Below are 25,143 nucleotides of genomic sequence, written 5' to 3'. Positions count from 1 at the left end.
AAATGAATACTAGCAAAGAATTTTTATTTGGAGAAAAAATTAAATGGGAGGAAATGGCTCCTGGTGTAAAACGACAGATCTTAGGTTATGATGATAAGATATTAATGGCCCGTGTACTTTTTGAAAAAGGTGCTGTAGGAAGGCCTCACAAACATCATCATAGTCAGGCGACCTATGTTGTTAGCGGAGTATTTGAACTACAAGTGGAAGATGAGAAAAAAATCCTTTCCCAAGGTGATGGATTTTATATCCCTCCTAATTCATTACACGGAGCTGTTTGTCTGGAGAAAGGTGAGCTAATAGATGTATTTAGCCCGATACGTGAAGACTTTTTTACAAATTAAATATGAAGGTAAAAGGATTAAGGTGGTGGATAATCGGGTTGATTTGCCTGGCTACGATAATTAATTATATCGATCGAACTGCATTGAGTATCATGTGGCCAAGCATATCAGAAGATCTTGATATGGATAAAAATCAGTATGCATTAATACTAAATATTTTTATGGTTGCATATGCTGTTGGTCAAACTGTTTCAGGTAAAATATTTGATAAAATAGGTACTAGGTTAGGGTTTGTTTTTTCAATTGGTGTATGGGGAATAGCTACTATTCTCCATTCACTAGCCAGGGGAATTGTGAGCTTTTCATTCTTCAGGGTTCTTTTGGGAATTGGCGAAGCAGGAAACTGGCCTGGAGCTGTTAAAAGCAATGCAGAATGGTTCCCTGTTAAGGAGCGTGCAATTGCCCAGGGAATATTCAATACTGGAGCTGCATTAGGTTCTGTCATTGCACCTCCGTTGATTGCTACATTGTGGGCTGCCTTCGGATGGGAAACAACATTTATTGTAGTCGGAGCAATCGGTTTGATCTGGATTATACCATGGTTAATAATTAATAAAAAATCACCAAAAGAACATCCCTGGATTACAGAAGAAGAAAAAGCATATATTCTAAGCGGGAGACAAAATGAATCCGAAAATGAAAACGCTATTGGGTTATCAATTTCAAAGATACTTTCATTTAAAGAATCATGGTCTGTGCTTGTTTCACGATTCTTTATTGAACCTATATGGTGGTTGTTTGTTGGCTGGATGCCTATTTATCTGGCTGAAACCTATGGTTTCAATGTAAAAGAAATCGGGTTTTTCGCTTGGGTACCATATGTTGGAGCTGCCTTAGGAAGTTTATCAGGAGGTTATTTTGCAGGCAAGCTTATTCAAAATGGAGCCACTGTTGATAAAGCCAGAAAACGTACAATAGTAATAGGTGGAGCAATCATGTTTTTTGGATTGATAGCGACTATCCTATTTGCTGATACCCCATTAAAATTTGTTTTAATAGTAGCAGCAGTATTATATGGATTTCAATTTGTCATCAGCAATATTCAAACAATCCCAAGTGACCTTTTCAGTGGAAAATCAGTCGGTTCACTTGCCGGACTAGGCGGTTCTGTGGGTGTCTTTTCTGTAATAATAATGAACTTCCTGGTACCAGTAATTTCAAAAATCTCATACATCCCAATATTTATCATGATAGCCGTATTTGTGCCCTTGGGAGTTGCATCCATTTATCTACTGGCACCAAAAATCAAATCACTGGACTAGAAATAATTAAAAAATCAAATTAAAAAATAAAACAATGATGTTAGAAAACAAAGTAGCAATCGTAACCGGAGGTGCTCGAGATATAGGTAAGGCAGTCTCTAAAAAATTAGCAGCAGAAGGCGCTAAAGTAGTAATTAACTATTTCAATAATAAAGGTCAAGCAGAAGAAACCCTTAGTGAAATCTTAAAAGATGGAGGAGTGGCTACGATCGTTCAAGGAGATATGACAAAAAGTACAGATGTGAATGCAGTGGTTGAACATGCAATTGACACTTTTGGTGATAAAATTGATATTCTTGTCAACGTGGCCGGAGGTCTGGTTGCAAGAAAGACTCTGGAAGAAATGAACGAAAATTTCTTTAATTCTGTAGTTCAGTTAAACCTCAATTCAGTTTTCCTTATGACAAAGGCTGTTGTTCCTTATATGCCAGAAGGAAGTTCCATAATTAACTTTTCTTCTCAGGCTGCCAGAGATGGCGGAGGCCCAGGAGCAGCAGCATATGCAACTTCTAAAGGCGCTGTAATGACTTTTACCAGGTCACTAGCGAAAGAATTGGGACCAAAAAACATTCGAGTTAATGCCTTATGTCCGGGCATGATTGCTACAACATTCCATGATGTATTCACTAATGATGCGGTAAGAGAAAAAGTTGCCAATGGAACTCCTCTTAGAAGAGAAGGCGAAGCAGCTGAAGTAGCTAACCTGGTAGCATGTCTGGCATCTTACGAGACATCATTCGTTACTGGTGCTAACCTGGATATTAATGGAGGACTGGCATTTTCTTAATTATGAATAAAACTATAATCTGCTACCTGTTTACCATTGTTTTACTGTTTTCATGCGGAAATATTAATAAACCACAAGAAAAACTGGTTAATAACAATGCCGAGTTAAAAGAAATCCTGGAAGATATCAAACCAGGGGATGTAATTGTATTGGCAAAAGGAACCTGGGAAAATCTCCATTTAATAATTAAAGGATATGGCACTCAGGAATTACCTATAATACTCAAAGGAGAAATCCCTGGTGAAGTGTTTATAGAAGGAGAATCATATTTAAAACTTGGAGGTGAATATATCATTGTAAAAGATTTAATCTTCCGGAATGGATATACTCCAGAGAATTCGGTAATTGATTTTAAAATTGATAAGGATCTGGTAGCAAATAATTGTAGAGTAACAAATTGCGTGATTATAAACTTCAATCAGCTTCAACGAAACATTAGTGACCATTGGGTTGAATTTAGTGGAAGAAATAACAGGCTTGATCATAGTTACCTCTCAGGAAAAACAAACGATGGCCCAACAGTTAGAATAAGGTTAGCAGGTAATCAAAATATATTAAATCACCATAAAATCGACAATAATCATTTTGGCCCCAGACCTAGAAAAGGTGGACCTCATGGTGAAACAATACAAATTGGAAGCAGTGAAACCTCAATGACTCCCTCTTATACGTTGATTTCAAACAATCTCTTCGAGCGATGTAATGGAGAAGTTGAGGTTATTTCCAATAAGTCAAATTTTAATGAATTTAATAATAACATTTTCTATAAATGTGAAGGATCCTTGGTAATGCGTCATGGAAACTACTGTCGAATCGATGGAAATATGTTCATTGGAGATTCAACTAGTGATGTTTATGGAGGGATTCGGATTGTAAATTCCGGGCACTGGGTAATAAATAATTATTTTTATCAATTGAAAGGAAGCCAATTTCGAGCACCGTTATCAGTAATGAATGGAATTCCAAAGTCTCCACTAAACAGATACAACCAGGTAACAGACTTAACCGTGGCATATAATTCTTGGGTAGAATGTGAAAACCCTATGCAATTTGGAGTTGGAGTTAATATTGACCAAAAAGATGTACTCCCTTCTTCAGAAATCCGGTCTGCAAGACCAATAAGGACTATTGTAGCCAATAACCTTATTTATAATAAAAAAGGAACCAAACCAATAATAGCATATGATCAAATTGATGGAGTTTCATTTTTCAAAAACTATATCAATAAATCACCTAAAGACACTCTATCAATTGAGGGTATTCAGGAAACGAAATTCAATATTGATAATTCAAATAGTGAGATAATCAAAATTCAAACTAAAGAAAATTATTCTCCCTATCAAGGTTTTGATTTTGATTCTATTGATAAAGACTTGTTTGGAAATTCCAGAAAGAAAAATACTTATTTGGGTGCCTTTGCTCCAACAGCCGAACCTATAAATGCATTTTCGGAATCACTTTATGGACCATCATGGTTCAGTAAAAGCAAAGACAAGGATGTTCACACATTTAAAGCCTCAGCGAATAATTTAATCGAAACACTGAATAAAGCTTCAGATGGAGATATTATAGAACTTACTGATTCCATGTATGTGATTTCAAGTTCTTTAGAAATCAACAAAGAATTAAAGTTTATATCCGGGACCAATTTTAAAAATATCATTATTCAATATAAAGGCAGTCCTGACACCCCATTATTCAAACTGTTTCCTTATGGAAGCCTGTATTTAGAAGGTATTAATTTAATTGGGAATAAAGAACAGATAGCATTTGCTCCAAAAAATGAAAATATGTCAGGGCATTATAATCTATCTATTAAAAACTGTGATATCTCAAATTTCAATTATGTAATAAAAGGATATAAACATTCCTTTGCTGACAGCATTTCAATTTCAAGCAGCTCCATTTCTAACTGTACCAATGGAATAGATTTATCAGGAGAAAAAGATAATAAAGGCGACTATAATGCTGAATTTTTAATAATTACAAACACCTTATTTACCAAGATTAATAAAAATGTGATAAACTTTTACAGAGGCGGCTATGACGAATCTACTATAGGAGGAAATCTAATTATTAAAAATTCCCAGTTCAATCATTGTGGTGAAGACCAACCCAATAATATCCTTATCAATAACCACGGGATTATTAATGTAACAATAGAGAATAATCAATTTGAATCTAATCCTGTTGATTTGGTTGCATTGCTTTGGGGCTCTAAAAACAATACTCAAAAATCAAACAGGTTAATTAATTCTGGTGAAATCAAAGTAGTAAACAACCTAAAACAATCATTAATGTATTGATAAGGTTTTTTCATAATCATAACTCATCCAAAATACAGAATAGTAAAAAAAACATATATGAAAAAAATTATCACCTTTGGAGAGGTAATGATGAGGCTGAGTACTCCAAACCATGCCCGGTTTGAACAATCTGGTAATTTCAATGCAACATTCGGAGGTGGGGAAGCTAATGTATCAATATCATTGTCTCATTTCGGACTTCGGACTTTGCATGTAACAAGATTTCCTGACAATCCTATAGGATATGCTGCAACTGATTTTCTAAGATCAAATAAGGTGGATGTTGGCAGCATTCAATATGGTGGGGATAGAATGGGATTATATTTTTTAGAAACGGGAAGTAGTGTCAGACCCAGTAAAATAATTTATGATCGAAAAAATTCATCTTTTGATCATATCCAGCCCGGTACAATAGATTGGGAAACAATTTTAGAAGATGCTTCGTGGTTTCACTGGACAGGCATAACACCTGCCATTTCTAAAGGGGCAGCTGATTGTTGCAAAGAAGCAATAGATATTGCCCATAAAAAAGGAATCACCGTGTCCGGAGATTTGAACTATAGGAAAAATTTGTGGCAATATGGAAAAACCCCGAAAGAAGTTATGCCAGAATTAATTTCAAAATGTGATGTTCTGGTCGCAAGCCCATGGGATGCTGAAACTATAATGGGAATTAAAAGCAACTACCCTGAACTGGAAGAAAACGAAGTAAAAATTTATCAGGAAATAATTAAACAATTCCCTCAAGTCAAAAAAATAATTAGCACACATAGAATTACTGTTAGCTCTAATCATAACTTACTTTCAGGTCAACTATTCAATGGCAATAGTATAATCAAATCTAAGCAATATGAAATCAACCCTATAGTTGATAGAATTGGTGGAGGTGATGCATTTGTAGCTGGATATATTTACGGAGACCTGATATTAAAAAATGACCAGAATGCAATTGAATTTGCAGTTGCTTCATCAGTATTAAAGCATACTATCGAGGGTGATGCGAACATATCGAAGGTTGATGAAGTAGAAAGCCTTATCAACGGAAATAATGGAAAATTAAAAAGGTAATTAATCAAAATGGCAAAATACAATAGAAATGAGGTGATAGACCAAATGATGGAAACAGGGATTATCCCGGTTTTTTATCATCCTGATGTAGATATATGTAAAAACATATTACAATCATGCTATGATGGAGGTATCCGGGTTTTTGAGTTTACAAATCGTGGAGAAGGGTCATTTAGAATCTACGAAGAACTACAAATCTATGTAAATAAATTTTTACCTGATTTAATTTTAGGAATAGGATCTATTATTGATGCTCCTACATCAGCAAACTATATTTCTATTGGTGCAAATTTTATTGTTTCACCAATTTTCAACCCTGAAATAGCAAAAATTTGTAATCGCCAAAAAATAGCATGGGTTCCTGGTTGTGGATCTCTTACAGAAATAAGTAATGCGGAGGAATATGGCGCAGATTTGATTAAAATATTTCCAGCTCGCCAAGTTGGAGGCCCTGAATTCATCAAAGCTATTCATGGCCCCTGCCCATGGACTAAAATAATGCCTACAGGAGGAGTTAATCCAACAAAAGCTGATCTTATTGAATGGTTTTCTGCTGGTGCCCATTGTGTAGGTATTGGTTCCAAATTAATAACCTCTGAAATAATCCAAAACAAAAGCTATGATGACTTGACTCTACAAATAAAGTCTCTTTTAGATATAGTAAAAGAAATTAGATGATTGCTATATTCTCTGATGCCAATAATTTTGTTTAAAGTCACTACAACTCATCTAAATGCCTATGTGAGTAGTAGTGGCTGCAAACATTCTATTATTATTTTTTAAATCTAACTACTAAAGAATTATTCTTGAATACTATTATTAATTTAATTCAGATTGAGGACCTTAACTCATTTCAATAAATGAATTCTAACAATCGGAACTATTTTACACTACACATCATTTTACCACCCAACCCCTTCAATATTAGGTAAATACTTCATTACACAATCAACAAACAAAATATAAGTCCCCTGTTATAAAGTACTCAATTCATCTTTTTTAAACTTGAAATAGTAATATCTTTATATCAATATCAGAAAAAGTCAATTCTATTGACACGATATTAGCCTTTTAAATAAAATCTTGATGTTTCATATGAAAATAATAAATTTCACGGGATGTAAGTTTTCTTATAAGGCGGGTTAGCAAATCCTTTTACGATTTCATAAAATTACACTCAGAAAATACTTTGATTATGAGACCAGCTATAACGATAGAAACTTTCTTAGGAAAATTGGACACAATTCAGTTCCAGGCAAATCAGGTATTAAAAGGCAGAACTCTTCCAGAAGCACTAAATGCATATTCAAGGTATTCTAAAAACCTTAAGGAATCTATTCTTGAACACATAAAAGATGAGGAAATCATCAAGCTGGCTCACGAAATCCCGGAATTCACTTATGCTCCTACTGAAATAAAAACATGGGAATATGTAGTTTTCCCTGTGGCCTTTGTAAAAAGCCTAAAAAACAAAAACCACTTAAAATCTTGTATTTCAAATATTATCGATGGAAGGAACAAGTATTCTAAAATTGAATTTATGATTAAGGGTGAATAATACTTATCCACCCCTATATTATTTCTTTTCGAGGGTTTTCATATCAAAATGATTTTTGAAAAACTCATCGCACCAAAGACACACGTTCCCCAATTCACCACACTTTTTCTTAGCGTAGTCTTCAGTTACTCCAATTGATTCCCCCATTCGGAAAGGATCCCCTTTATCTATCATTTCAAATACCGGATGACCGGCAACTTTCCGGAGTACATTACTGACTTTTTCAACTCTGGCATCACCCATAGCGTCTATAGTACCCGGACAACAAGGATTAATGGCCCAGAGCTGGATGCTTATCTCCTGAGGAATATCCTCACCCCCATTCAAAAAACCAATTCCTCCACTTAAAACACTACAAAAGTTATGTTCAGGATCACGTTTCCAGATATCTTTTTCCATTGCACGGCCTCTTGCCCAGTTACCTCCAAGCCACATATCTTCTGTTGCACCCCAATAACCCCAGGTCACCTGCTCCTTTTTAAGGTAATTCTCTTTATCGATCAACGGATCCTTGTCATCACCATTGACTCCACAGCTTTCGAAAATATCTGCAAGTTCCATCAACCTGTTCCCTTGATTTTTATGATACCTGTCAATACTTGCGATATCAAATCTGGAAACTCCTTTTTCTATTAGTGTCTCGAGTATTTCTTTATTCAGCAGATCACCATTGGTTTGCAACATCACTTGGGTACTATTGCCATATTTCTCATTAATCTTATCCAAAATTAAATACAGCTTTTTCTTTTCAGCCAAAGGCTCACCTCCGGATAATATCAATCGTTCAATCTTCGCTGGTAGGTTATCAATAATCTGTAAACATTCTTCTTCACTGATTCGACTTCCATGTGGCCCACTATTATTATAACAATGATCACACTTATCATTACACAATTGTGTAAACACCCAATACAATGATTCTATTCTTTCGAAATCTTTTTTCATTTTCCCAGCTCCTTCCAAAAATTTATTTCATTCTGCAATCCTGATTTCTCATCATTCTGCATTTCATCTATCGATGTATATTCTTTTAATTTTCCTTTATCAAGATACCCATACCGGTTACCCATGATAATAGCTTCCTTCAAATCGTGGGTAACAAATACCGAGGTTATCTGATGTTCATGAGCTACCCTTTTATAAAACGACTGCATATCGGCTCTTGTTTGAACGTCGAGATTTCCAAAAGGCTCATCCAGCAACAAAATTCCCGGATCAGCCAATAATGCCCTTCCAAAATTTACCCGTTGTTTCTGTCCACCGGAAAGCTGTTCCGGATATTTATGAAGATGTTCTGATACTGAAAGTTCATCGGCTATCTCATTAATTCTCCTTTCCATTTCACTGCTAGAAAAACTTTTCTTCAGTTTAAGAGGAAATTCAAGGTTACCTTTCACTGTCAGGTGAGGAAACAACAGAGGCTCCTGATATAAATAAACTATATTCCTCTTTTCAGGAGGAGTATTATTAATGTTTACTCCATTGTACTGCAAACTCCCGCCATCTGGATTTGTTAACCCGGCAATTATCTTTAATAAAGTGGTCTTCCCTCCTCCTGACTTCCCTAACACACTAAAGGTAGTGTTTGGTTCAAGAGCGAATGAAACATGGTCAAGAATAACGGTTCCTGAATATTTTTTTGATATCTCTTTTACTTCCAGCATTATTTCAATGGCGAATATTTAATACTTGCAGACAACCATCTTTTATTTATTAACAACAATATTATCGGTGGAATTATCATTAAACATGACGCAACAGCTGCATAATACGGGTTAGCTTCTTGTACATACATAAAAATCTGGACAGGCAAAGTTTTCACTTTACCAACTCCTAGTAAATTAGTCAGTCCATATTCAAACCATGCAATGATAAAACACTGAAAAAAACACAGGCTGATCATTGGTTTGCTTATTGGGACTACAACTTTAATCCAACTCGATAAATTAGAACCGCCAAGAGTTCTTGCAAGGTCTTTCATTCCTATCAATCTTTCATTCCAGTAGCCGGTAAAAAACAATACCGAATATGGATAAACGATTAGAATTAATGCCACAATTACCCCGGCAATCGTCCCTGACAACCCTAACCGGACAAAATAAACCTGAATTATCAATGCCAGAACAACCGGAGATAAAACGTAAGGCAAATAAGCCAGAACAACCAGTTTATTTTTAGACTTAACTCTGTATAACGATTCTGATGTTTTAAACCCTGCTATTACAGAGAAAAAAGCCGTAAAAAGAGAGATGAGTAATGACAACAGAAGTCCGGAAAGTATTTCATTATCTTTATTTACCAGGTCAGCCCATTTAAGCAACTCAAACTCTCCTATGATTTCCGGGTAACTCCAGCTTCTAAAGAAAGAAAACATGACTATCCATATCAATGGAAAGATGATTACAGAAGCTAAACCAATAATGTATATCTGCTTATTCTTTGCCATCCTGTGCTAAAGTCATTTTATTCACCGAAAAAAGAATAATTATTACCATGAGAACCACATATAAAAATGCTGCTCCATAAGCTACTGGTTTATCATCCAGAGAAAACTTTTGCATTTTATCGAGGATAAATACTGTAATCATCCTCGGGGACTGACCTCCAAGCAACAATGGAACTTCATATGATCCAGCCACAAAAATCAGATATAGCACCAACATTACCCTGCTTTTATACATTAACACAGGCAGTGCCACTTTTAACTTAACCTTCGTTTTTGTAGCTCCAAATGAACTTGCCAAAAGTGATAACTCATCAATATTCTCTGATTGATGTATCCTTATAAAGTACAGTATGAAGAATGGCACCACCATAACAACATGAGTCAGTATTACAGTAATTCCAAATTGATCATTTACCAAAACAGGGAAATCAGCGGGTCCGTGAATCATACCTACACTATAAGCTAACCTCGAGATCAGTCCGCTACCAGTAAAAACTACATAATGAAAAAATGCCCAAACCATGGGTGGTACACACAATGGAATAAACATCAACAACTGTCCATTATATTTGCTTTGTCTGACCAAAGGATAAAGTAAAAAAGCAAGAGAAAACGAAATTACCACAGTTATAATTCCGATCAGTAAACTGTACATAAGAGAATATAAAAACTCCCCGGAAAATAATATTTCCTTCCAGTATTCTAGAGTTAAACCTTTACCGATTACACCTGAAAAACCAAGACTATAAAAAATTGAATAGCATAACCCTGCCCCAAGAGGCAATAGGGTAATTATTAAAAACAGACCGATTAATAGGTTTTTCTTCAAAATTTTTACTTTTCAATAATCTTCTTTCTAAAATCATCAAAGAGCCTGATCATATATTCCGGAGCAGGTTCTTCAAGTGCGTAATTCAATATTACCTCACGATCTGTAGCATACTTTCTTTCAACCCCGATATCAAACATTAATCTCGTGCTATCAGGCAATAAATTCATATCAAGCACAGTTCCGTCTCCCCAAACCGAAGGTTTCATTTTCTGCAACTGTGCTTCAGGGCTAATCAAAAAGTTTATTACCACTGCAGCAGCATTTTTCTCATCCGAATCACTTACTATTCCCAAAAAGTGAGAATTTCTGATAGTCCCTTCTTCAAACACAAAAGAGCGTGATGACTTAGGGAATAAACCCTGAAGAATCTTATTATCTACCTCTCCATCATTATTGCTCATAGTAAATGTCAATTCCCCATTTGCATATAATTGATGCATCTGGGCAATATTTGAAGGGAATGTTTTTCCTTCATGCCACAAATAAGGTTTGATTTCATCTACATACTCCCAAAGTCTGTCACTGTATTTATTATAGGTTTCTTCGGAAAAATCCCCTTTAAATAAATCCGGATTGCCAGAAAGACCAATCATCCATGATTTGAGGAGCGTGAGTCCGGTAAAATCATTGCTAAGAGTAAACTGTCCCGGATTTTTTTTAACCCAGGCAGCAAGTTCTTCAAGATTCCGGGGTGGTATTTCAATCTTATCCATATTATAGATTAATGCCAGCTGCACATTACCCCACGGACACTCAAAACCATCTGTAGGCTGCTGAAAATCTTTGGTTATAAACCTGTTGTTGAGATCAAGATATTCAGAGTTAGGAAGCTTATCTACAAAAGGACCGTACAAGGCATTGATCTGCCTAAGCTGATAAAAAGTCTCACCGTTTATCCAGACCATATCCAGCTCACTGGTTGAATTACCTGCTTCTTTCTCTGCAATCAGGGTACTCACAATTTGATTACCCTGTCCTGATACGACTTCCAGTTCTATATTGTACTTCTCCTTAACTTTTGGAACTACATATTCTGAGACATAATTATTGATAAAGGGATCGCCCTGCCACATCATCCAGGTAATCTTCTTTCCAGAAGCCTCATTTAACACTTGTTCCCAATCATCAAGAACTGGTAAATCCGTTGTTGTATTATTTTCTGAATGCTGGCAGCTAAAGAATACAACACCCAGTGCCAGCAAAAAATATTTCATGTTTTCCATATCAAAAATCAAAACAAATATCTCACTCCAAATTGAAACTGTCTTGGTGGTGCAGCATTTCTATACACAAATGTATTGCTACTTTTTGGACCAGCCTGAATCTGGTTACTCTGTGTCGCATTATTGCTATAACCACTGTAATTAATTGTATTAAACAGATTAAAAACATCAGCGCTCAACTCAAGTGAATTATCAAACAGATTAAAACTATATTTTACCCCAAGGTCAAAAGTATTAGACCATGGCAATCTATCATTGTTTCTGCTTTCTCCCGGAAATCTGTCTGAATTACCAACATAGGCATCACCAAAGCCTGATCCGTCACCATTAAGATCAGTAGTACCAAAACCCTGAGGTATTCTATTCACAGGCTGACCGCTCTGAATCAAAGAAGCTAATGAAACACTTAAATTTTTAATCGGGTAATAATAAAGCAAAGCACTTAATACATGTCGGCGATCATTAATTGATGCTCCCCATTCTCCTTCAAAATTATTAGCATCCATTGCCCTGAAGTTTATATCCTCAGTATTGTTTTCCAATCGGGAAAGCGTATATGAAATCCTGTAAGCAAAATATCCCTCATCTTTGTTCTTGACCAGGTTTAGATTTAACGCCCAGTACCTGGATTCGCCTTCCGATTCGGACATCACCACGTTTCTGGCTACTCCGGTTAATGTTTCTCCATTGATTACCGCAGAACCATTTGATATTGGAACAGGTCTTGTTGCATCTGCTTCATCAGGTGTTCTGATGTCAGAACCATCAAAATCAGAATCATAAATAACATTGTAAGCTTCAGGAGCATTTAAATTTCTTAACCTGAACAGATTGTATGACCTAGTATGAATCAAATCAGCATAAAACAACACATTTTTATTTACCTGAAACTGATAACCTAAATTAAACTGATGAGTCATCGGATTCTCATATCCTTCCGGGTTGATCACTCGTCTTTCTCCTGAAAAAATTGCATTTCTTTCACTCATTACCTCATCAGAAGCCGGGCCATCTAAATATGTAATCCCACTGCCATCAAAAGTAGCTGACAGGTTTCCATCAAATGTTATCTCGTCAATATTTGTGCTTTGAGGCAGTTGGCCAGCATCAATTAATGCCTGAATTTGCTTCTTATAATCTGATCCGGTTGTATTTTGTTGAAGTGCATCACTATAAACAGCATATAAGATCTTTTCATAGAACATTCCATAACCTGCACGGACACTCATTCTGTCATTCAGCTTATAGTTTGCATTAATTCTCGGTGCAAGGTTATTGAAATCACCATCGCTACCACCTACTGATGAAAGGTTATCGTAATCATACCGCAATCCAAGAGTCAGGTTAAGGTTAGAATTAACAGACCATAGATCTTCAAAATAAACACTATACCTGTTTTGAATTTTACCAAATGACTGTGGCCTTAATTCAATGTTATATTGAAGGACAGTAACATCACCGGGAATATCATTTATCCCTAATGCTGCACCTTTATTAAGTGCATTTAAATCGTCAAGCTGCTGCTGGTTTAATTGAACATCATAATTTCCATTTGGATTGCCTCCTCCAAATAACTGATGATCACTTCTGATATACTCGACACCAGCTTTGAATGAATGATTTTTTAGAATCCAGTTTTGTTTATGCTGGAAATTCAAAGTGTTTTCAAGTGCATCAAATACGTAACCCGGGTGTCCTAATACACCAATCACCACTCCATCAGGATTGCGTAAAGTTACTTGTGGATCATTTGGATTTACCGGAGTAGCATAATCCCATCTGAACCTTCCGTATTGAAGATTAGTTTCTGCAACTCCTCCACCTAACGGGTAAGTATTTTGTACTGATAATAATAATGAATTTCTCTTCTGACTATTACCGGCTGAAGGGAAAGTCACCCCTCCTTCTAATCCACCTCCTTGCCTTTCGATATCTACCAGACCACTATTTACACGAAATGAAGTTCTGACCTTACTATTCCAGCGTTGATCAACTCGGGCAGAAAAATAGGTAAATCTGTTTGATCCCCGCACAGTCTCATTTACCCCAAGGTCAGGAACAGAAAGCAAGTTATCCTTTCTATCAAAAGTTTGTTCAGCATTCAAATAAAGAAAAGTCTTATCCTTCTTTAAAGGGAGTCCCATACCAAAACCAAACTGGTTCCGCATGAATCCGTCTTTCACCTGATTTCCGCTCAGATCCCTTTGGGCAAAAGGCGATGACGAATCTATTACGGGTCCGGGTCTGGTCAGATAAAAGACCTCTCCGGTTACATCATTTGTACCTGACTTAGTGGTAACATTAAAAACCCCGTTTCCAGTCCAGCCATATTCAGCACTATAATTATTGGTCAACACAGTGATATTTCGGGTAAATCCAACTGGAATATTGAATTTCATTCCTCCAAGAAAGTTCTCATTATTCTCCATTCCATCAATCAGATAGTTTGTAAATAATGAATTAGCTCCGTTTATCGAAACGTTAGGAGCCTCAGGGAAAAAGCCTGTTGCCTGAGTTACATTCGGCAAACGATACAACGCTCTGGTAATATCCCGACCTTCAACAGGTAAAACCTGAATATCAGCTTGTTCAAGTTCGGAAGATACTTCAGCATTAATCGTATTAATCTGTGCTAGTCCACCAGAAGTTACAGTAAGCTCATCAAGTTCTCTAACAGACTTTGGTAATAAAGCGATAATGTAGGATGCTTTTTGATTAGACCTTAAGGCAAGTCCATCTTGAAAAAAAGCAACATAATCGTCATTTCCATCAAACTCAAGATGATACTTCCCGGAAGTACTTAATCCGTTAACCCGGATTTTACCCTGTTCATTGGTTGTGTATATTTCCAAAAATCCGATATCCTCATTTGATATCTTTATTTGAATTTCTGATAAAGGCCTGTTATCCTCCATAGAGATAACGCTAATCTCCATACTTGCCTGTCCGAACATTTGAATTACAGACACCATAGAGATTAAGGCCATTAATAATGGTCTCATTGGTTATAAATTAAAAATTGAAAGATGATAAGTAGATTTGATCAGTGAGTTTGAGGTGAACCCCGGGTATCTGACACCCCTGAAATGTATGGTGAATAAACTTGAAAAATCTCGGTTATTGAAAATTTAAACTCACTCAGTAAGATCGATATTTTATCAAGAAATTGTCTTGACAATTCACTTTTAAAGAGATTGGAAAGATCGTAGTATTGATGAACCTCAATCCTTTCCTTCAGAAAAACAGCATTTTGGTAAACAGATTTCAGGCTACCATAAACTGCAGATGTTTTCCAGGGAATTGTTAAAAACTCTTTGCGATCATAAACCTCTTTTGGTATAGCTAATAAGTAAGTTCCTCCTTTTTGAGTTGGACCTATGACTACCTTCCCGGAATCAAGACAGGAAACTACCTCATCGAAACTAATTTCATCAAGATTTGGACTATCATTTCCTACGGCAATAACATTTTTAAATCCTTTTGAAAATAACTCTTCAAATGCATTAGCTAAACGTTCTGAAAAATCCTTTCCTACCTGATTGTTTTCATCGTAGTGAAATACCGGATATGAAGAATTGAAAAGCGCAGATTTACAAGAGTCAATTAATTCCTTTACCAGAGAAATATTCTTGACTTTATCACCATGGATATTTCTATATGCAGCTTCGACAGATGCCGATCTGCTAAAAAATAATATGGCTGTATTTTTATTCTGTAAATCCACTTTACAATAATACTCTTTTAAGATTAAAGAGGTTGTCGGATAATTGACAGTTTTAATAAAAAAATGAAGGTTTAAACAGGGGTAAAAATCGCCTTAAAAAATCTTTTGAAAAAAATTTAAAGAAAGGTTGGCAAATAATATTAGGCTACATATCTTTGCATCCCATTTAAGGAAAAACAGAGGGTTTTTCAACCTTAATGGGCCATAAAATAAGGATGATTTCGTAGCTCAGTTGGTAGAGCATCTCCCTTTTAAGGAGAGGGTCCTGGGTTCGAGCCCCAGCGGAATCACAGAAGCTTCAACTTTCATAGTTGGAGCTTTTTTATTTTATAGCTATTTCTAATTTAAATGCTCCATTAATAGACCCTGACAATCCATTATTTTATAATAATTTAAAGCTTCAACTACAAAATTATACACTCTGGAGAAGGATAGGATTCGTCACGGGTCACAGAAGCTTCTTTCATAATTATATCATACTATTTTAGACTAACCAAAACTTCAGGATTTTATACGGCAGTAAACTGTATATTAATATATGGGACAACAATTTTTAATTATTTGTAGGGGTATAACATGCTACACCCTACAAATAATTAAAAATTAATTATTATGACTAAACCACATTCAACCTTATTAACATAAACACCATCATCTTTACCACGAACACCCCATCACCTCCAAACTCACTCGCCGTTTCATCACCCTTTATAATTACCGTATAAATCAATTTATTCCCCTCTCATAAAAAGAAAATTTCGCAATCCATTCATTTATTATATTTTGGCTCTGAAATGAAAAATGTTTTCAGCCTGTTAATAAAATATAATGAACTGTTTTTCTGGGTAGGTGCCCTGACATTCTTGTATTTTATTACTCCTGAGAATACTCATTTTACTTTATGCCCATTGGCTCTGCTGGATTTTAGTTTTTGCCCAGGCTGTGGTCTTGGAGAATCCATCCACTACCTAATGCACGGCGAAATTGGTAAATCATTTAGTACACATTTACTAGCAATACCTGCAGTGCTAATACTATTAAACAGAATTTTTAATTTATCAAATCCACTAATAATATGCATCAAAGAATCATACAAGAAATACCCGGCGTAGAGGGAGAAGAAATTTTAATGGTTAATGAGTTGACTAAAGAAATGTCAAATGAATCATTCAGAACCTTTTCCAGAATATATTCAGGTAAAAGAAAGTCTAGTGAAATCATTTTAGTTTTAACTATTCTAGGATTTTTTGGAGTAGCTGGAATTCAAAGAATTATCACCGGTGAAATAGGCCTCGGTATACTATATTTATTCACAGCAGGACTATGTTTTATCGGAACTATTGTTGACCTGGTAAATTATAAAAGAATATCACTGGAGTATAACCAAAAGATGGCAGTTGAGTCAGTGGCAATTACTCAAAGCCTGATGAATCAGTAATTAACGCCTACCAAATAAAGCATAGACAATCGCTGTTAATATATTAAAAAATATTGCAGCGATTGTCCAGGCTATTTTTCCAACATTATCATACTTGTCTTTCGACCAGACATCATATATCACCCACACCATACATACCAATCCAACAACATATAATAACTTTGACATAACTTTTCTTTTTTTAATTATAAGTTAAAAATATTCACCCAAATATTATAAGTATCTAAATTTTATATCTCTTAGAAAAAGAATAGAATATCCCGGATACAATGCATGAATACATCCCGGAAGCAATGAAGATCACAATTACATGTCCAATTTTGATTTCATGTTGAATAGCCATAAAACTCATTCTTGTTGCAAAGAATAATATAAGCATGACAAAAAACACTTTCAATCCATTTTTACCAGACTTTCTTTCTACGTTATTCACTTCAAGCGAAATAAACCACTTCACAAAAAATGCTAACCCTATAATCGTACTAAGGTGTTGATATATATAAAAAACAGGAAAAGAGGTGTTAAATACAGGAATTCTCGTTCTTAAAAATTGATATTCCTGTACAAAATAACCACTACCATGTGTAAATGAATCCCAAATTACGTGAGTTAAAGACCCTATTACAATTGAGATTATCACTATGAAATATCTTTGCTTGAAATAATTAATCCAATCAAAATCCCTGTATTGAATCATTCTTGATCTAATAATTTCAGGTGAATTATCAATAATAAACTTCTTACAGACTAAATGGTAGATAAAGCAAAACGCCAGACCTACAGGTAAGTCAAATAAAAAAACTCCCTCCAGTGTATGACTATACTTACTATATAGAGCCATTCTCAGGAAATATTCAAAATCAGGAATCATACTTCCAACTATTAGCCCGCTAAGACTTAACCATCGTCTGTTTGTAAATAATATTACCGCGGAAATATGTGAAACTGTAAATGGCATCAATCAAAATTTACTCATTGTTAAAATACGAATCATTATTTAATTTTCAATTCATAGTGATTTTTAACCACTCACATAAAACCACTTTTACATTACTAGAAATATTTATCATTTTTATAAGTATTATACAATCGACCAAAATATGTTATTACTAAACCTGATCAAACACCGAATTCAAGAATCAGTCCGGGCAAAGGTCTTTTCAAAAAATGTTGCGATAGCCTTTGTAATGGTATTTTTGTTCTTGTATTTCGCTACAATCTTTATCTTTCTGGGATTTAATTTAATTGACATCCTTAGAAGTGTTTACCCCGAAACTCCAGTTCTTTCGAGCTATTTCACTGTAATTATTTATGCATATTTCAGTGAAATCATGGTTAGGTATTTCTTAATGGATATCCCCGCAGTTAAATTTCAAAGGTACATCCTCCACCCATTCAAAAGAGGCCAGTTGGTCAATTCAGTACTTATATCTTCAGTATTTGATTTGTTCTACGTCTTTCCTTTAATGGTGTTTATTCCATTTATATATCAATATGATTTTGCTAATAAATGGATTATATGGGTGTTTCTTCTTTTGTTAAGTACAGGAAACCATTTTCTGGCTCTTTATTTGAAAAAGAAAGGTGGATCTAATCCTCTTATCGGATTAATACTACTGCTTATCACAGCTTCCGTAATTTATTTGGATTCAGCTAAAATATTACCAATCACTCCAACTATTGCAGAATTTTTCACTAATGGAATTGAAAATCCATGGCAATTTCTGGCCGCCGGAATATACCCTGTAATCACATATTTGCTTTCCTATAAATGGATGGTTAATCATGCTTACCTTGATGAATTATCAGTTAAAAGAAAAACCGAGGATAAAATCACAAGCAATTTATCATTCGGTAAAAAATATGGTAAAATTGGCCAGTTAATGGAACTGGAAACAAGATTGATTTTAAGAAATAAGAGAACGAAACAAACCTTTTTAATGTCTTTCTTTTTCTTGTTTTATGGGTTAATCTTTTACGCAAATGATGCATACCAAAATCAACAATGGATGCTAGTGTTTGTAGCAATATTTATCACTTCGTTGTTTGCAATGCAGCATTTACAATTCACATGGTCTCTGGAAAGTAGTTATTTTGATCACATTTTAACAAACCCTATTTCATTTAGTGAATATATGGAGGCTAAGTTCCGATTAATAGCTGTCTATTGCGGCTTCCTGACATTGTTAAGCATGGGTTATGCTTTTCTGGATCCAAAATATGCCTATCAACACCTCTGTGCATACATATTTGCTATGGGAGTTTTAGTCCCTTTATTCCTTTATCTTTCAAGTTTTAATAAAAAGAAAATTGACTTGGGCAAAAGCGCCAGTTTTAATTTTCAGGGACAAAGCGGACATCACTATTTAGCATTAATACCTGCTTTAGTGGGACCAAGCATACTTTATTGGATTATCTCTCTACTATCCTCTCCTTTAGTAGGCTGGTTAACACTTGGATTTTTAGGTTTAATAGGAATCAGTTTAAGAAAGGTATTCTACCAGGCTATTGGAAAAAGGCTTGAGAAAGTAAAATATAATATGACTATCGGATTTAAAGAAAACTAACAAATGGAAAATATATTAACTGTAAATAAACTAACGAAGAAATACGGAGATCATACTGCACTTAATATTGAATCCTTAAACATTAATAAAGGAGAATTATTTGGTCTTGCAGGAAACAATGGAGCTGGAAAAACAACCCTTTTTAGTTGTATTCTGGACTTAATAAGGCCTAATTCAGGAAATGTTTCTATTTTAAATCAACCTGTAAACAAATCTTCGGAATGGAAACACATCACAGGAAGCTATCTTGATGAAAGCTTTTTAATTGATTTCCTGACTCCAATGGAATACATTAAGTTCGTTGCTTCTTCACATAATATTAAAGATGCAGACATTAGTATTAAATTAGAGCCATTAATGAGTTTCATTGGTGATGAACTAATCAATACTAAAAAATATATCAGAGATCTTTCTACTGGAAATAAAGTAAGAATAGGGATAGCAGGAGCTATATTTTGGGAGCCTGAGGTAGTCATTTTAGACGAACCTTTTGCACACCTTGACCCATCTTCACAGATCAAGCTCAAAAATCTTTTAAAAGAATATAACGAAAGAACAAATGCTGCTATTCTGGTTAGTTCCCATGATTTAAGACATGTTACTGATCTTTGCTCAAGAATTGTTCTTCTTCATGATGGAGAGTTAAATAAAGACATTAAAACGTCGAGCAATACTCTTCAGGAACTGGAAGAATATTTCTCCATCGGATAAAGAAAATAAAACTTATATAAAAGCCCGGTTGAACCGGGCTTTATCATATATCAGGGTTACAAAAGTCACTGAATTTCTACCTTATCATTTCTAATTTCGGGCATATCAAAATTCAAAGTATATGTCACCTTTATCTTATTCAAAGCTGATACTTTCAAAAGTAATTTGCTACCCTCAAGTTTTTAAAAAAGAGTATAAAAAGGCTTTAAAAAACCTCAATAATGATGATTCTCAAAAACTAAAAGAATGGATACATAAGGCAAACAATAATTCCTAAAAAAACCTTTTAAACATACATTTACAATCACTGAGTCGATTTCAAACGATTGAAATCGAAAAACATCACTTACCCTACACTAAAGCTAAATAGATTAATATAATTCAATTAAAAATATAATTAATACAAATACGCAATCCTATCACTATCTGCGTAATCCTGTCTTTATACTATAAATGTCTTATATAGTACAATTCCTTGCATCACTCTTCATTAAATCAACTTTTTATGTATTTTAGAAATTACATGAAACTGTAAATATTTAAACGTTCTCTATTTTTCCCAAAGAATAGTGGATTCTAAATATTAAAACCCAAATAAACATGATTTTTTTAACTAGAATACTCGCGCTTATTCTAATTCCTATTGGTATATCCGCTCAGCAAAAGGATATTAAGTTTGATCACTTAGATAATGTCCAGGAATTACAATACAGATCTGTTACTGATATATCACAAGATGCCCTGGGATTTATCTGGTTTGCCTCACAAGACGGTCTGCTTAGATACGACGGTTATTCAGTCAGAGTATTTAAAAATATACCCGGACTAGGTAATTCTTTATCGGACAATAACATTCGGGCATTAGCCAGCGACTCTACTGGTAACATTTGGATAGCTACACAAGGTGGGGGACTAAATAAATATATAGCTAAAGAGGAGAGGTTTGAAGTTTATAAAAACAATAAAAACGACAATACATCTATCAGCGGTAATGCTGTTTGGTCTGTTATTGTAGCATCAGACAATACTGTTTGGGTAGGAACGTGGGCTAATGGCATAAACAAATTCAACCCCGAAACAGGTAAATTCACCAGAATTAATCCTGATACTCAATTTCCTGTTTTAGCTATCCATGAAGATAATGATGGCGATATTTGGTTCACTTCTGATGGTCTCTATAAGTATTCACCTAAGACTCAAGAAATAACAACTTATAAACCTCAGGAAGGAGGAATGAATTCTACCAACATTAGAACAATAAGTAGCAGAGGAAACGAAATCTGGGTAGGAACAGATAATGCAGGTATTAATATTCTAAATAAAAACACCAATACATTTAGGTATTTAACACATGAATCAGAAAACGAAAAAAGCATTTCTGACAATAGCGTTTACGATATTCATATTGATGATAACAATAAAGCGTGGATAGCATCAAATGGAGGGCTGGATATAATTGACTTATCAAATGGCAACTATACTCATATCAAAAATGATCCTTCAGACCCGTCAAGTTTGAGTAATAACCAGCCAAGAATAATATTTCAGGATAGTAATAATGGCATCTGGATTGGAAATGAAGGTGCTAAAGTAAACAAAGTTCTTGAAAGCAAAGCGTTTACTACTTATCGCTATGATCCAAATGATCCTAATTCACTTTCTCACAATACAATAAGAAGTATTTTTCAAGGTAAGGATGGTAAATTTTGGGTAGGAACTCAGGGAGGGGGAATAAACCTGATAAATTATCAACTTAACACTTTGGAAAGATTTGAACATAATGAGAATCTTTCTAGTCAGGAAATTTCGAATATATATCAGGATAATTCTGAAAATTACTGGATTGGCACCTGGGGTGGTGGGATTAATATCTTTAACCCTAATGATCAATCAATAACCTTTTTAAAAGCTGACCCGTCAAACCCTAAGTCTATTCCTGATAACAGAATACAGATAATTTACAAAGACTCCAGAGGTACTCTATGGGTTGGAACAGAAAAGGGACTAGCTTCATATAACTATAGTGATAGTACCTGGACAATTTCGCCTCACAAACAACTTTCTGGCTCTACCATTCAAGGAAAAGCATTTATTGAAGACAATAAGGGAAACCTGTATATAGGTACCTGGGATGGGTTGCATAGATTAAGCCCTGACAGAGCAAAGATCCAGAGTTACACTACTGCTGACGGACTTTCTGGTGACCACGTTATTAGTTTATACCTAGACAAGGACGACAATCTATGGATTGGAACCTTTGGAGGAGGACTCACACAAATGAACCTTGAATCAGGAAAATTCAAAAAATATTCTGAATTAGATGGCCTTCCTAATAATGTAATCTTCGGCTTACTTGAAGATGTGGATAACAACCTTTGGCTGTCAACAAACAATGGTTTATCAAAATTTAATAAAACCACTAAGTCATTCAGAAACTATGATGCTGGTGAAGGTTTGCAGTCAAATGAATTTTATTGGGGAGCATCTTTTAAAAGTCGTGAAGGTCTTCTGCTTTTTGGTGGGGTTAATGGTTTAAATATTTTTGAACCTTCTCAAATACGAAATAACACCACAATACCACCGGTTGTAATAAGTGAATTTAACATTTTCAACAAGCCTGCTGGAATTGGCAAAGATTCAGTAATTGAAAAGAGCATAACATTCCTGGATGAAATAAACCTTGAATACACACATAATGTATTCTCATTTTCGTTTGCCTCATTAAACTACAATCATCCTGAGAAAAACCAGTATGCATATTATCTGGAAGGTTTTGATGAAGACTGGAATTACGTAGGCAACAAAAAAACAGCGACCTATACCAACCTTGACCCTGGCACATATACCTTCAGAGTGAAAGCTTCCAACAATGATAACATCTGGAATGAAGAAGGCAAATCAATAACGATAACTATTGATCCTCCATTTTGGAAAACATGGTGGTTTTATGCTATCATTTTTATTTCACTCACCTCGGCAATAGTATTTTTCATAAAGCATCGAGAAAAAAGCCTTAAAAAGGACAAGCTTACTTTGGAACGTAAAATCAAAGAAGCGCAAGATGAGGTCGAAGAACAAAAAAGAGCAATAAAAGAACAACGGGAAAAAGAAAAAGACAGAATCTGGAAAGACCAGGGCCTTGTAAGAATGGGTGAAGTACTTAGTAACAGCAGAAATGACTTGAAAGAAATGTCATCAAATGTTCTTAAAAACCTGGTTCAGCACCTTGATGTTTCAATTGCTGCAATATATCTGGCAGAAGAAAGTACCGACTTTGACGGAATAATACTTAACCAAATTGCAGATTTCGGTTACCCTTCAAAATCTTCATTCGAAGTAGGACAAGGACTGGTAGGGTCTTGTTTTATGGATCGTGAGATAAAATATTTTGACAACCTTCCTGATGGCTATATTAAGATAGAAAGTGGCTTAGGGCAATCAAATGCAAACTATCTACTATTAATTCCTCTCAAATATGAGGAGATAATAGTTGGAGTCCTTGAGTTGGCATCGTTTAAACCGATTGATAAGATCAAGATAGATTTTACTGAAGAATTTGCAAAAAGACTTACCACTACAATTAACACTTTCAAACTAAGTGAGCAGACAAAAGTATTGCTTGAAGAATCCCGTTTAAAAGAAGAAGAATTAAAACACAGGGAAGAAGAACTACAGCAAAATCTGGAAGAGCTTGAAGCAATAAATGAAGACAGAGATCGAAGGTCTAAGGAACTGGAAACTAGAATAGAACAATTACAAAAAGAATTGATTGAACTAAAAAATTAAAAAAACTGCCAGTATCAACTGGCAGTTTTTATTTTCTTCTTAAACTAGTTCAGCTTCAAGATGTATTTCTGCATTCAACAATTTAGAAATCGGGCAATTATCTTTTGCATCATTAACTAATTCGGTAAACTTATCTTTATCCAGTCCTGGAGCTTTTACTTTAGTTTTCAAGTAAACGTGTTTAATCGCACCATCTTCAAGTTCTACTTTAGATTCTGTGCTAATATCTTCTGCTTCAGTGCCATTTTCTTGTAACACAAAAGCTAGTTTCATTGAAAAACAACCTGAATGGGCTGCCCCAATTAACTCTTCCGGATTTGTACCTGGTTCATCTTCAAACCTGGTTGAAAAGCTATATTTTGTATCAGACAAAACACCACTGTTTGTAGTAAGTGTTCCTTTACCTGTTTTACCGGCACCTTTCCAGTTAGCTGAGGCTTTTCTAGTAATTTTCATATTAGTTGGTTTATAGATTGAATGAATTAATTCAAATTGAGAAACTATTAATTAAAGTCTTTAAATTATAATAAACATTGAATTCAAGCATAATTGAATCCACTTGACTAGATTTGATTAATATTAATTTAAACTTTATAATTTAAATTATATAATATCAACAGGTAGATTTTGAAAGCAATTTCATCATATATATTTATTGCCGGGCTTATATTTATATATCTAACCCCTTCATTTTATATGATGAATACTAAGTTATTTCATTTTATGGCCCATATAATTTCTAATGAAGATCCATATCATGAACATAGCACTCAAATAACTCACCTTCACCAAAACAAATCTAATTCAAATAATAACCATCATCATAACCACTCGAATCATTCACATTCACATTCACACAGTTTACTAGACTCTATCAGTCAAAAAGTATTATCCATCATCGATCTAAATGATGATGGCCATGATCAGGACAACAAAACTGATTTTAAATTTTTTGATCATTTATTAATCGTAACCTCTAATATACCACACTTAGATTTTCATCCGGAAATTGGCAATAACCTTTTTATAAACTTCTATAAAGACTATATCATTAATTTAGTCTCCCCTCCTCCAAACTCATTTTTATAAAA

24 protein-coding genes and 1 tRNA gene are annotated in these 25,143 nt (G+C 34.7%); 15 read left to right on the top strand and 10 right to left on the bottom strand.

Features of this window, described 5'->3' with window-relative positions:
• Nucleotides 1-2 precede the first annotated feature (2 nt).
• From HH304_RS10770 to HH304_RS10740, 7 genes are all read left to right on the top strand, one after another.
• On the top strand, nucleotides 3-344 hold the full coding sequence (locus HH304_RS10770) for a cupin domain-containing protein (protein WP_169681278.1): 342 nt from the start codon (nucleotides 3-5) through the stop codon (nucleotides 342-344).
• A gap of 2 nt (nucleotides 345-346) precedes the next feature.
• The gene (locus HH304_RS10765) at nucleotides 347-1,606 is read left to right on the top strand and encodes an MFS transporter (RefSeq protein ID WP_169681276.1); all 1,260 of its coding nucleotides are present in this window, start codon (nucleotides 347-349) and stop codon (nucleotides 1,604-1,606) included.
• A 34-nt stretch (nucleotides 1,607-1,640) separates the two neighbouring features.
• Nucleotides 1,641-2,393, top strand: coding sequence for an SDR family NAD(P)-dependent oxidoreductase (locus tag HH304_RS10760; RefSeq protein WP_169681274.1), 753 nt, complete (start codon nucleotides 1,641-1,643; stop codon nucleotides 2,391-2,393).
• A 2-nt stretch (nucleotides 2,394-2,395) separates the two neighbouring features.
• Nucleotides 2,396-4,699 (top strand): chondroitinase-B domain-containing protein, encoded by a 2,304-nt coding sequence (locus HH304_RS10755; protein ID WP_169681271.1) that lies wholly within the window; start codon nucleotides 2,396-2,398, stop codon nucleotides 4,697-4,699.
• 57 nt (nucleotides 4,700-4,756) lie between these two features.
• Nucleotides 4,757-5,767, top strand: coding sequence for a sugar kinase (locus HH304_RS10750; protein WP_169681269.1), 1,011 nt, complete (start codon nucleotides 4,757-4,759; stop codon nucleotides 5,765-5,767).
• Between the two features lie 9 nt (nucleotides 5,768-5,776).
• Complete coding sequence (locus HH304_RS10745; RefSeq protein ID WP_169681267.1) at nucleotides 5,777-6,445, top strand: bifunctional 4-hydroxy-2-oxoglutarate aldolase/2-dehydro-3-deoxy-phosphogluconate aldolase; 669 nt, start codon at nucleotides 5,777-5,779, stop codon at nucleotides 6,443-6,445.
• A 517-nt stretch (nucleotides 6,446-6,962) separates the two neighbouring features.
• Complete coding sequence (locus HH304_RS10740; RefSeq protein ID WP_169681265.1) at nucleotides 6,963-7,325, top strand: hypothetical protein; 363 nt, start codon at nucleotides 6,963-6,965, stop codon at nucleotides 7,323-7,325.
• Nucleotides 7,326-7,343: 18 nt separating this feature from the next.
• Here HH304_RS10740 and HH304_RS10735 read toward each other — a convergent pair whose 3' ends face one another.
• From HH304_RS10735 to HH304_RS10705, 7 genes are read right to left on the bottom strand one after another with little or no spacing between them, the layout of a single operon-like run.
• Entirely contained in the window at nucleotides 7,344-8,270 is a 927-nt protein-coding gene (locus tag HH304_RS10735) for a radical SAM protein (RefSeq protein ID WP_169681263.1), read from the bottom strand.
• Nucleotides 8,267-8,989 (bottom strand): ABC transporter ATP-binding protein, encoded by a 723-nt coding sequence (locus HH304_RS10730; RefSeq protein ID WP_169681262.1) that lies wholly within the window; start codon nucleotides 8,987-8,989, stop codon nucleotides 8,267-8,269. Before HH304_RS10730 ends, HH304_RS10735 begins: the two co-directional genes overlap by 4 nt.
• The gene (locus HH304_RS10725; protein WP_169681260.1) at nucleotides 8,989-9,771 is read right to left on the bottom strand and encodes an ABC transporter permease; all 783 of its coding nucleotides are present in this window, start codon (nucleotides 9,769-9,771) and stop codon (nucleotides 8,989-8,991) included. Before HH304_RS10725 ends, HH304_RS10730 begins: the two co-directional genes overlap by 1 nt.
• On the bottom strand, nucleotides 9,758-10,600 hold the full coding sequence (locus HH304_RS10720; protein ID WP_169681258.1) for a sulfate ABC transporter permease: 843 nt from the start codon (nucleotides 10,598-10,600) through the stop codon (nucleotides 9,758-9,760). Before HH304_RS10720 ends, HH304_RS10725 begins: the two co-directional genes overlap by 14 nt.
• Before the next feature lie 5 nt (nucleotides 10,601-10,605).
• On the bottom strand, nucleotides 10,606-11,817 hold the full coding sequence (locus tag HH304_RS10715; RefSeq protein ID WP_169681257.1) for an ABC transporter substrate-binding protein: 1,212 nt from the start codon (nucleotides 11,815-11,817) through the stop codon (nucleotides 10,606-10,608).
• Nucleotides 11,818-11,834: 17 nt separating this feature from the next.
• Nucleotides 11,835-14,828, bottom strand: a complete 2,994-nt coding sequence (locus tag HH304_RS10710; protein ID WP_169681255.1) for a TonB-dependent receptor plug domain-containing protein — start codon at nucleotides 14,826-14,828, stop codon at nucleotides 11,835-11,837.
• A gap of 41 nt (nucleotides 14,829-14,869) precedes the next feature.
• A complete protein-coding gene (locus HH304_RS10705) occupies nucleotides 14,870-15,550 on the bottom strand; it encodes a DUF2064 domain-containing protein (protein WP_169681253.1) in 681 nt (226 codons plus the stop codon).
• A gap of 217 nt (nucleotides 15,551-15,767) precedes the next feature.
• On the opposite strand from HH304_RS10705, the gene HH304_RS10700 reads away from it, so the two are divergent.
• The 3 genes from HH304_RS10700 (at nucleotide 15,768) to HH304_RS10690 (ending at nucleotide 16,988) form a co-directional block, all read left to right on the top strand.
• Nucleotides 15,768-15,840, top strand: a tRNA-Lys gene (locus HH304_RS10700).
• Between the two features lie 504 nt (nucleotides 15,841-16,344).
• Entirely contained in the window at nucleotides 16,345-16,662 is a 318-nt protein-coding gene (locus HH304_RS10695; RefSeq protein ID WP_169681251.1) for a DUF2752 domain-containing protein, read from the top strand.
• Entirely contained in the window at nucleotides 16,626-16,988 is a 363-nt protein-coding gene (locus tag HH304_RS10690) for a TM2 domain-containing protein (RefSeq protein WP_169681249.1), read from the top strand. Before HH304_RS10695 ends, HH304_RS10690 begins: the two co-directional genes overlap by 37 nt.
• Here HH304_RS10690 and HH304_RS10685 read toward each other — a convergent pair whose 3' ends face one another.
• Complete coding sequence (locus HH304_RS10685) at nucleotides 16,989-17,156, bottom strand: PLDc N-terminal domain-containing protein (protein ID WP_169681247.1); 168 nt, start codon at nucleotides 17,154-17,156, stop codon at nucleotides 16,989-16,991. It abuts the gene before it with no gap.
• Between the two features lie 55 nt (nucleotides 17,157-17,211).
• Nucleotides 17,212-17,946 (bottom strand): DUF4184 family protein, encoded by a 735-nt coding sequence (locus HH304_RS10680; protein WP_169681245.1) that lies wholly within the window; start codon nucleotides 17,944-17,946, stop codon nucleotides 17,212-17,214.
• A 142-nt stretch (nucleotides 17,947-18,088) separates the two neighbouring features.
• Here HH304_RS10680 and HH304_RS10675 point away from each other — a divergent pair, with 142 nt between their 5' ends.
• The 4 genes from HH304_RS10675 to HH304_RS10660 all read left to right on the top strand — a co-directional run bounded on the left by HH304_RS10675 (nucleotide 18,089) and on the right by HH304_RS10660 (nucleotide 24,052).
• A complete protein-coding gene (locus HH304_RS10675) occupies nucleotides 18,089-19,555 on the top strand; it encodes a DUF5687 family protein (protein ID WP_169681243.1) in 1,467 nt (488 codons plus the stop codon).
• Nucleotides 19,556-19,558: 3 nt separating this feature from the next.
• Entirely contained in the window at nucleotides 19,559-20,266 is a 708-nt protein-coding gene (locus tag HH304_RS10670) for an ABC transporter ATP-binding protein (protein WP_271711588.1), read from the top strand.
• Between the two features lie 121 nt (nucleotides 20,267-20,387).
• Nucleotides 20,388-20,543: a hypothetical protein gene (locus HH304_RS10665; RefSeq protein ID WP_169681241.1), complete on the top strand. Its 156-nt coding sequence runs from the start codon at nucleotides 20,388-20,390 to the stop codon at nucleotides 20,541-20,543.
• A gap of 323 nt (nucleotides 20,544-20,866) precedes the next feature.
• On the top strand, nucleotides 20,867-24,052 hold the full coding sequence (locus HH304_RS10660; protein ID WP_169681239.1) for a ligand-binding sensor domain-containing protein: 3,186 nt from the start codon (nucleotides 20,867-20,869) through the stop codon (nucleotides 24,050-24,052).
• Between the two features lie 39 nt (nucleotides 24,053-24,091).
• On the opposite strand, the gene HH304_RS10655 is transcribed toward HH304_RS10660, so the two are convergent.
• Nucleotides 24,092-24,508, bottom strand: coding sequence for an OsmC family protein (locus tag HH304_RS10655; RefSeq protein ID WP_169681237.1), 417 nt, complete (start codon nucleotides 24,506-24,508; stop codon nucleotides 24,092-24,094).
• A 240-nt stretch (nucleotides 24,509-24,748) separates the two neighbouring features.
• Here HH304_RS10655 and HH304_RS10650 point away from each other — a divergent pair, with 240 nt between their 5' ends.
• Complete coding sequence (locus HH304_RS10650) at nucleotides 24,749-25,141, top strand: hypothetical protein (protein WP_169681236.1); 393 nt, start codon at nucleotides 24,749-24,751, stop codon at nucleotides 25,139-25,141.
• Nucleotides 25,142-25,143: the final 2 nt, after the last annotated feature.

The organism is Marinigracilibium pacificum (assembly GCF_012926615.1).
Classification (GTDB): Bacteria; Bacteroidota; Bacteroidia; order Cytophagales; family Cyclobacteriaceae; genus Mangrovivirga; species Mangrovivirga pacifica.
This window is presented reverse-complemented; position numbering and strand designations above follow the sequence as displayed.

Excerpts from the sequence above, each read along its gene's own strand:
- HH304_RS10725 (WP_169681260.1), bottom strand. The coding sequence starts at position 9,771 with ATGGCAAAGAATAAGCAGATATACATTATTGGTTTAGCTTCTGTAATC.
- HH304_RS10655 (WP_169681237.1), bottom strand. The coding sequence starts at position 24,508 with ATGAAAATTACTAGAAAAGCCTCAGCTAACTGGAAAGGTGCCGGTAAA.
- HH304_RS10740 (WP_169681265.1), top strand. The coding sequence starts at position 6,963 with ATGAGACCAGCTATAACGATAGAAACTTTCTTAGGAAAATTGGACACA.
- HH304_RS10765 (WP_169681276.1), top strand. The coding sequence starts at position 347 with ATGAAGGTAAAAGGATTAAGGTGGTGGATAATCGGGTTGATTTGCCTG.
- HH304_RS10675 (WP_169681243.1), top strand. The coding sequence starts at position 18,089 with ATGTTATTACTAAACCTGATCAAACACCGAATTCAAGAATCAGTCCGG.
- HH304_RS10660 (WP_169681239.1), top strand. The coding sequence starts at position 20,867 with ATGATTTTTTTAACTAGAATACTCGCGCTTATTCTAATTCCTATTGGT.
- HH304_RS10690 (WP_169681249.1), top strand. The coding sequence starts at position 16,626 with ATGCATCAAAGAATCATACAAGAAATACCCGGCGTAGAGGGAGAAGAA.
- HH304_RS10670 (WP_271711588.1), top strand. The coding sequence starts at position 19,559 with ATGGAAAATATATTAACTGTAAATAAACTAACGAAGAAATACGGAGAT.
- HH304_RS10685 (WP_169681247.1), bottom strand. The coding sequence starts at position 17,156 with ATGTCAAAGTTATTATATGTTGTTGGATTGGTATGTATGGTGTGGGTG.
- HH304_RS10695 (WP_169681251.1), top strand. The coding sequence starts at position 16,345 with ATGAAAAATGTTTTCAGCCTGTTAATAAAATATAATGAACTGTTTTTC.
- HH304_RS10735 (WP_169681263.1), bottom strand. The coding sequence starts at position 8,270 with ATGAAAAAAGATTTCGAAAGAATAGAATCATTGTATTGGGTGTTTACA.
- HH304_RS10760 (WP_169681274.1), top strand. The coding sequence starts at position 1,641 with ATGATGTTAGAAAACAAAGTAGCAATCGTAACCGGAGGTGCTCGAGAT.
- HH304_RS10650 (WP_169681236.1), top strand. The coding sequence starts at position 24,749 with ATGATGAATACTAAGTTATTTCATTTTATGGCCCATATAATTTCTAAT.
- HH304_RS10755 (WP_169681271.1), top strand. The coding sequence starts at position 2,396 with ATGAATAAAACTATAATCTGCTACCTGTTTACCATTGTTTTACTGTTT.
- HH304_RS10665 (WP_169681241.1), top strand. The coding sequence starts at position 20,388 with ATGTCACCTTTATCTTATTCAAAGCTGATACTTTCAAAAGTAATTTGC.
- HH304_RS10770 (WP_169681278.1), top strand. The coding sequence starts at position 3 with ATGAATACTAGCAAAGAATTTTTATTTGGAGAAAAAATTAAATGGGAG.
- HH304_RS10745 (WP_169681267.1), top strand. The coding sequence starts at position 5,777 with ATGGCAAAATACAATAGAAATGAGGTGATAGACCAAATGATGGAAACA.
- HH304_RS10750 (WP_169681269.1), top strand. The coding sequence starts at position 4,757 with ATGAAAAAAATTATCACCTTTGGAGAGGTAATGATGAGGCTGAGTACT.
- HH304_RS10730 (WP_169681262.1), bottom strand. The coding sequence starts at position 8,989 with ATGCTGGAAGTAAAAGAGATATCAAAAAAATATTCAGGAACCGTTATT.
- HH304_RS10710 (WP_169681255.1), bottom strand. The coding sequence starts at position 14,828 with ATGAGACCATTATTAATGGCCTTAATCTCTATGGTGTCTGTAATTCAA.
- HH304_RS10715 (WP_169681257.1), bottom strand. The coding sequence starts at position 11,817 with ATGAAATATTTTTTGCTGGCACTGGGTGTTGTATTCTTTAGCTGCCAG.
- HH304_RS10680 (WP_169681245.1), bottom strand. The coding sequence starts at position 17,946 with ATGCCATTTACAGTTTCACATATTTCCGCGGTAATATTATTTACAAAC.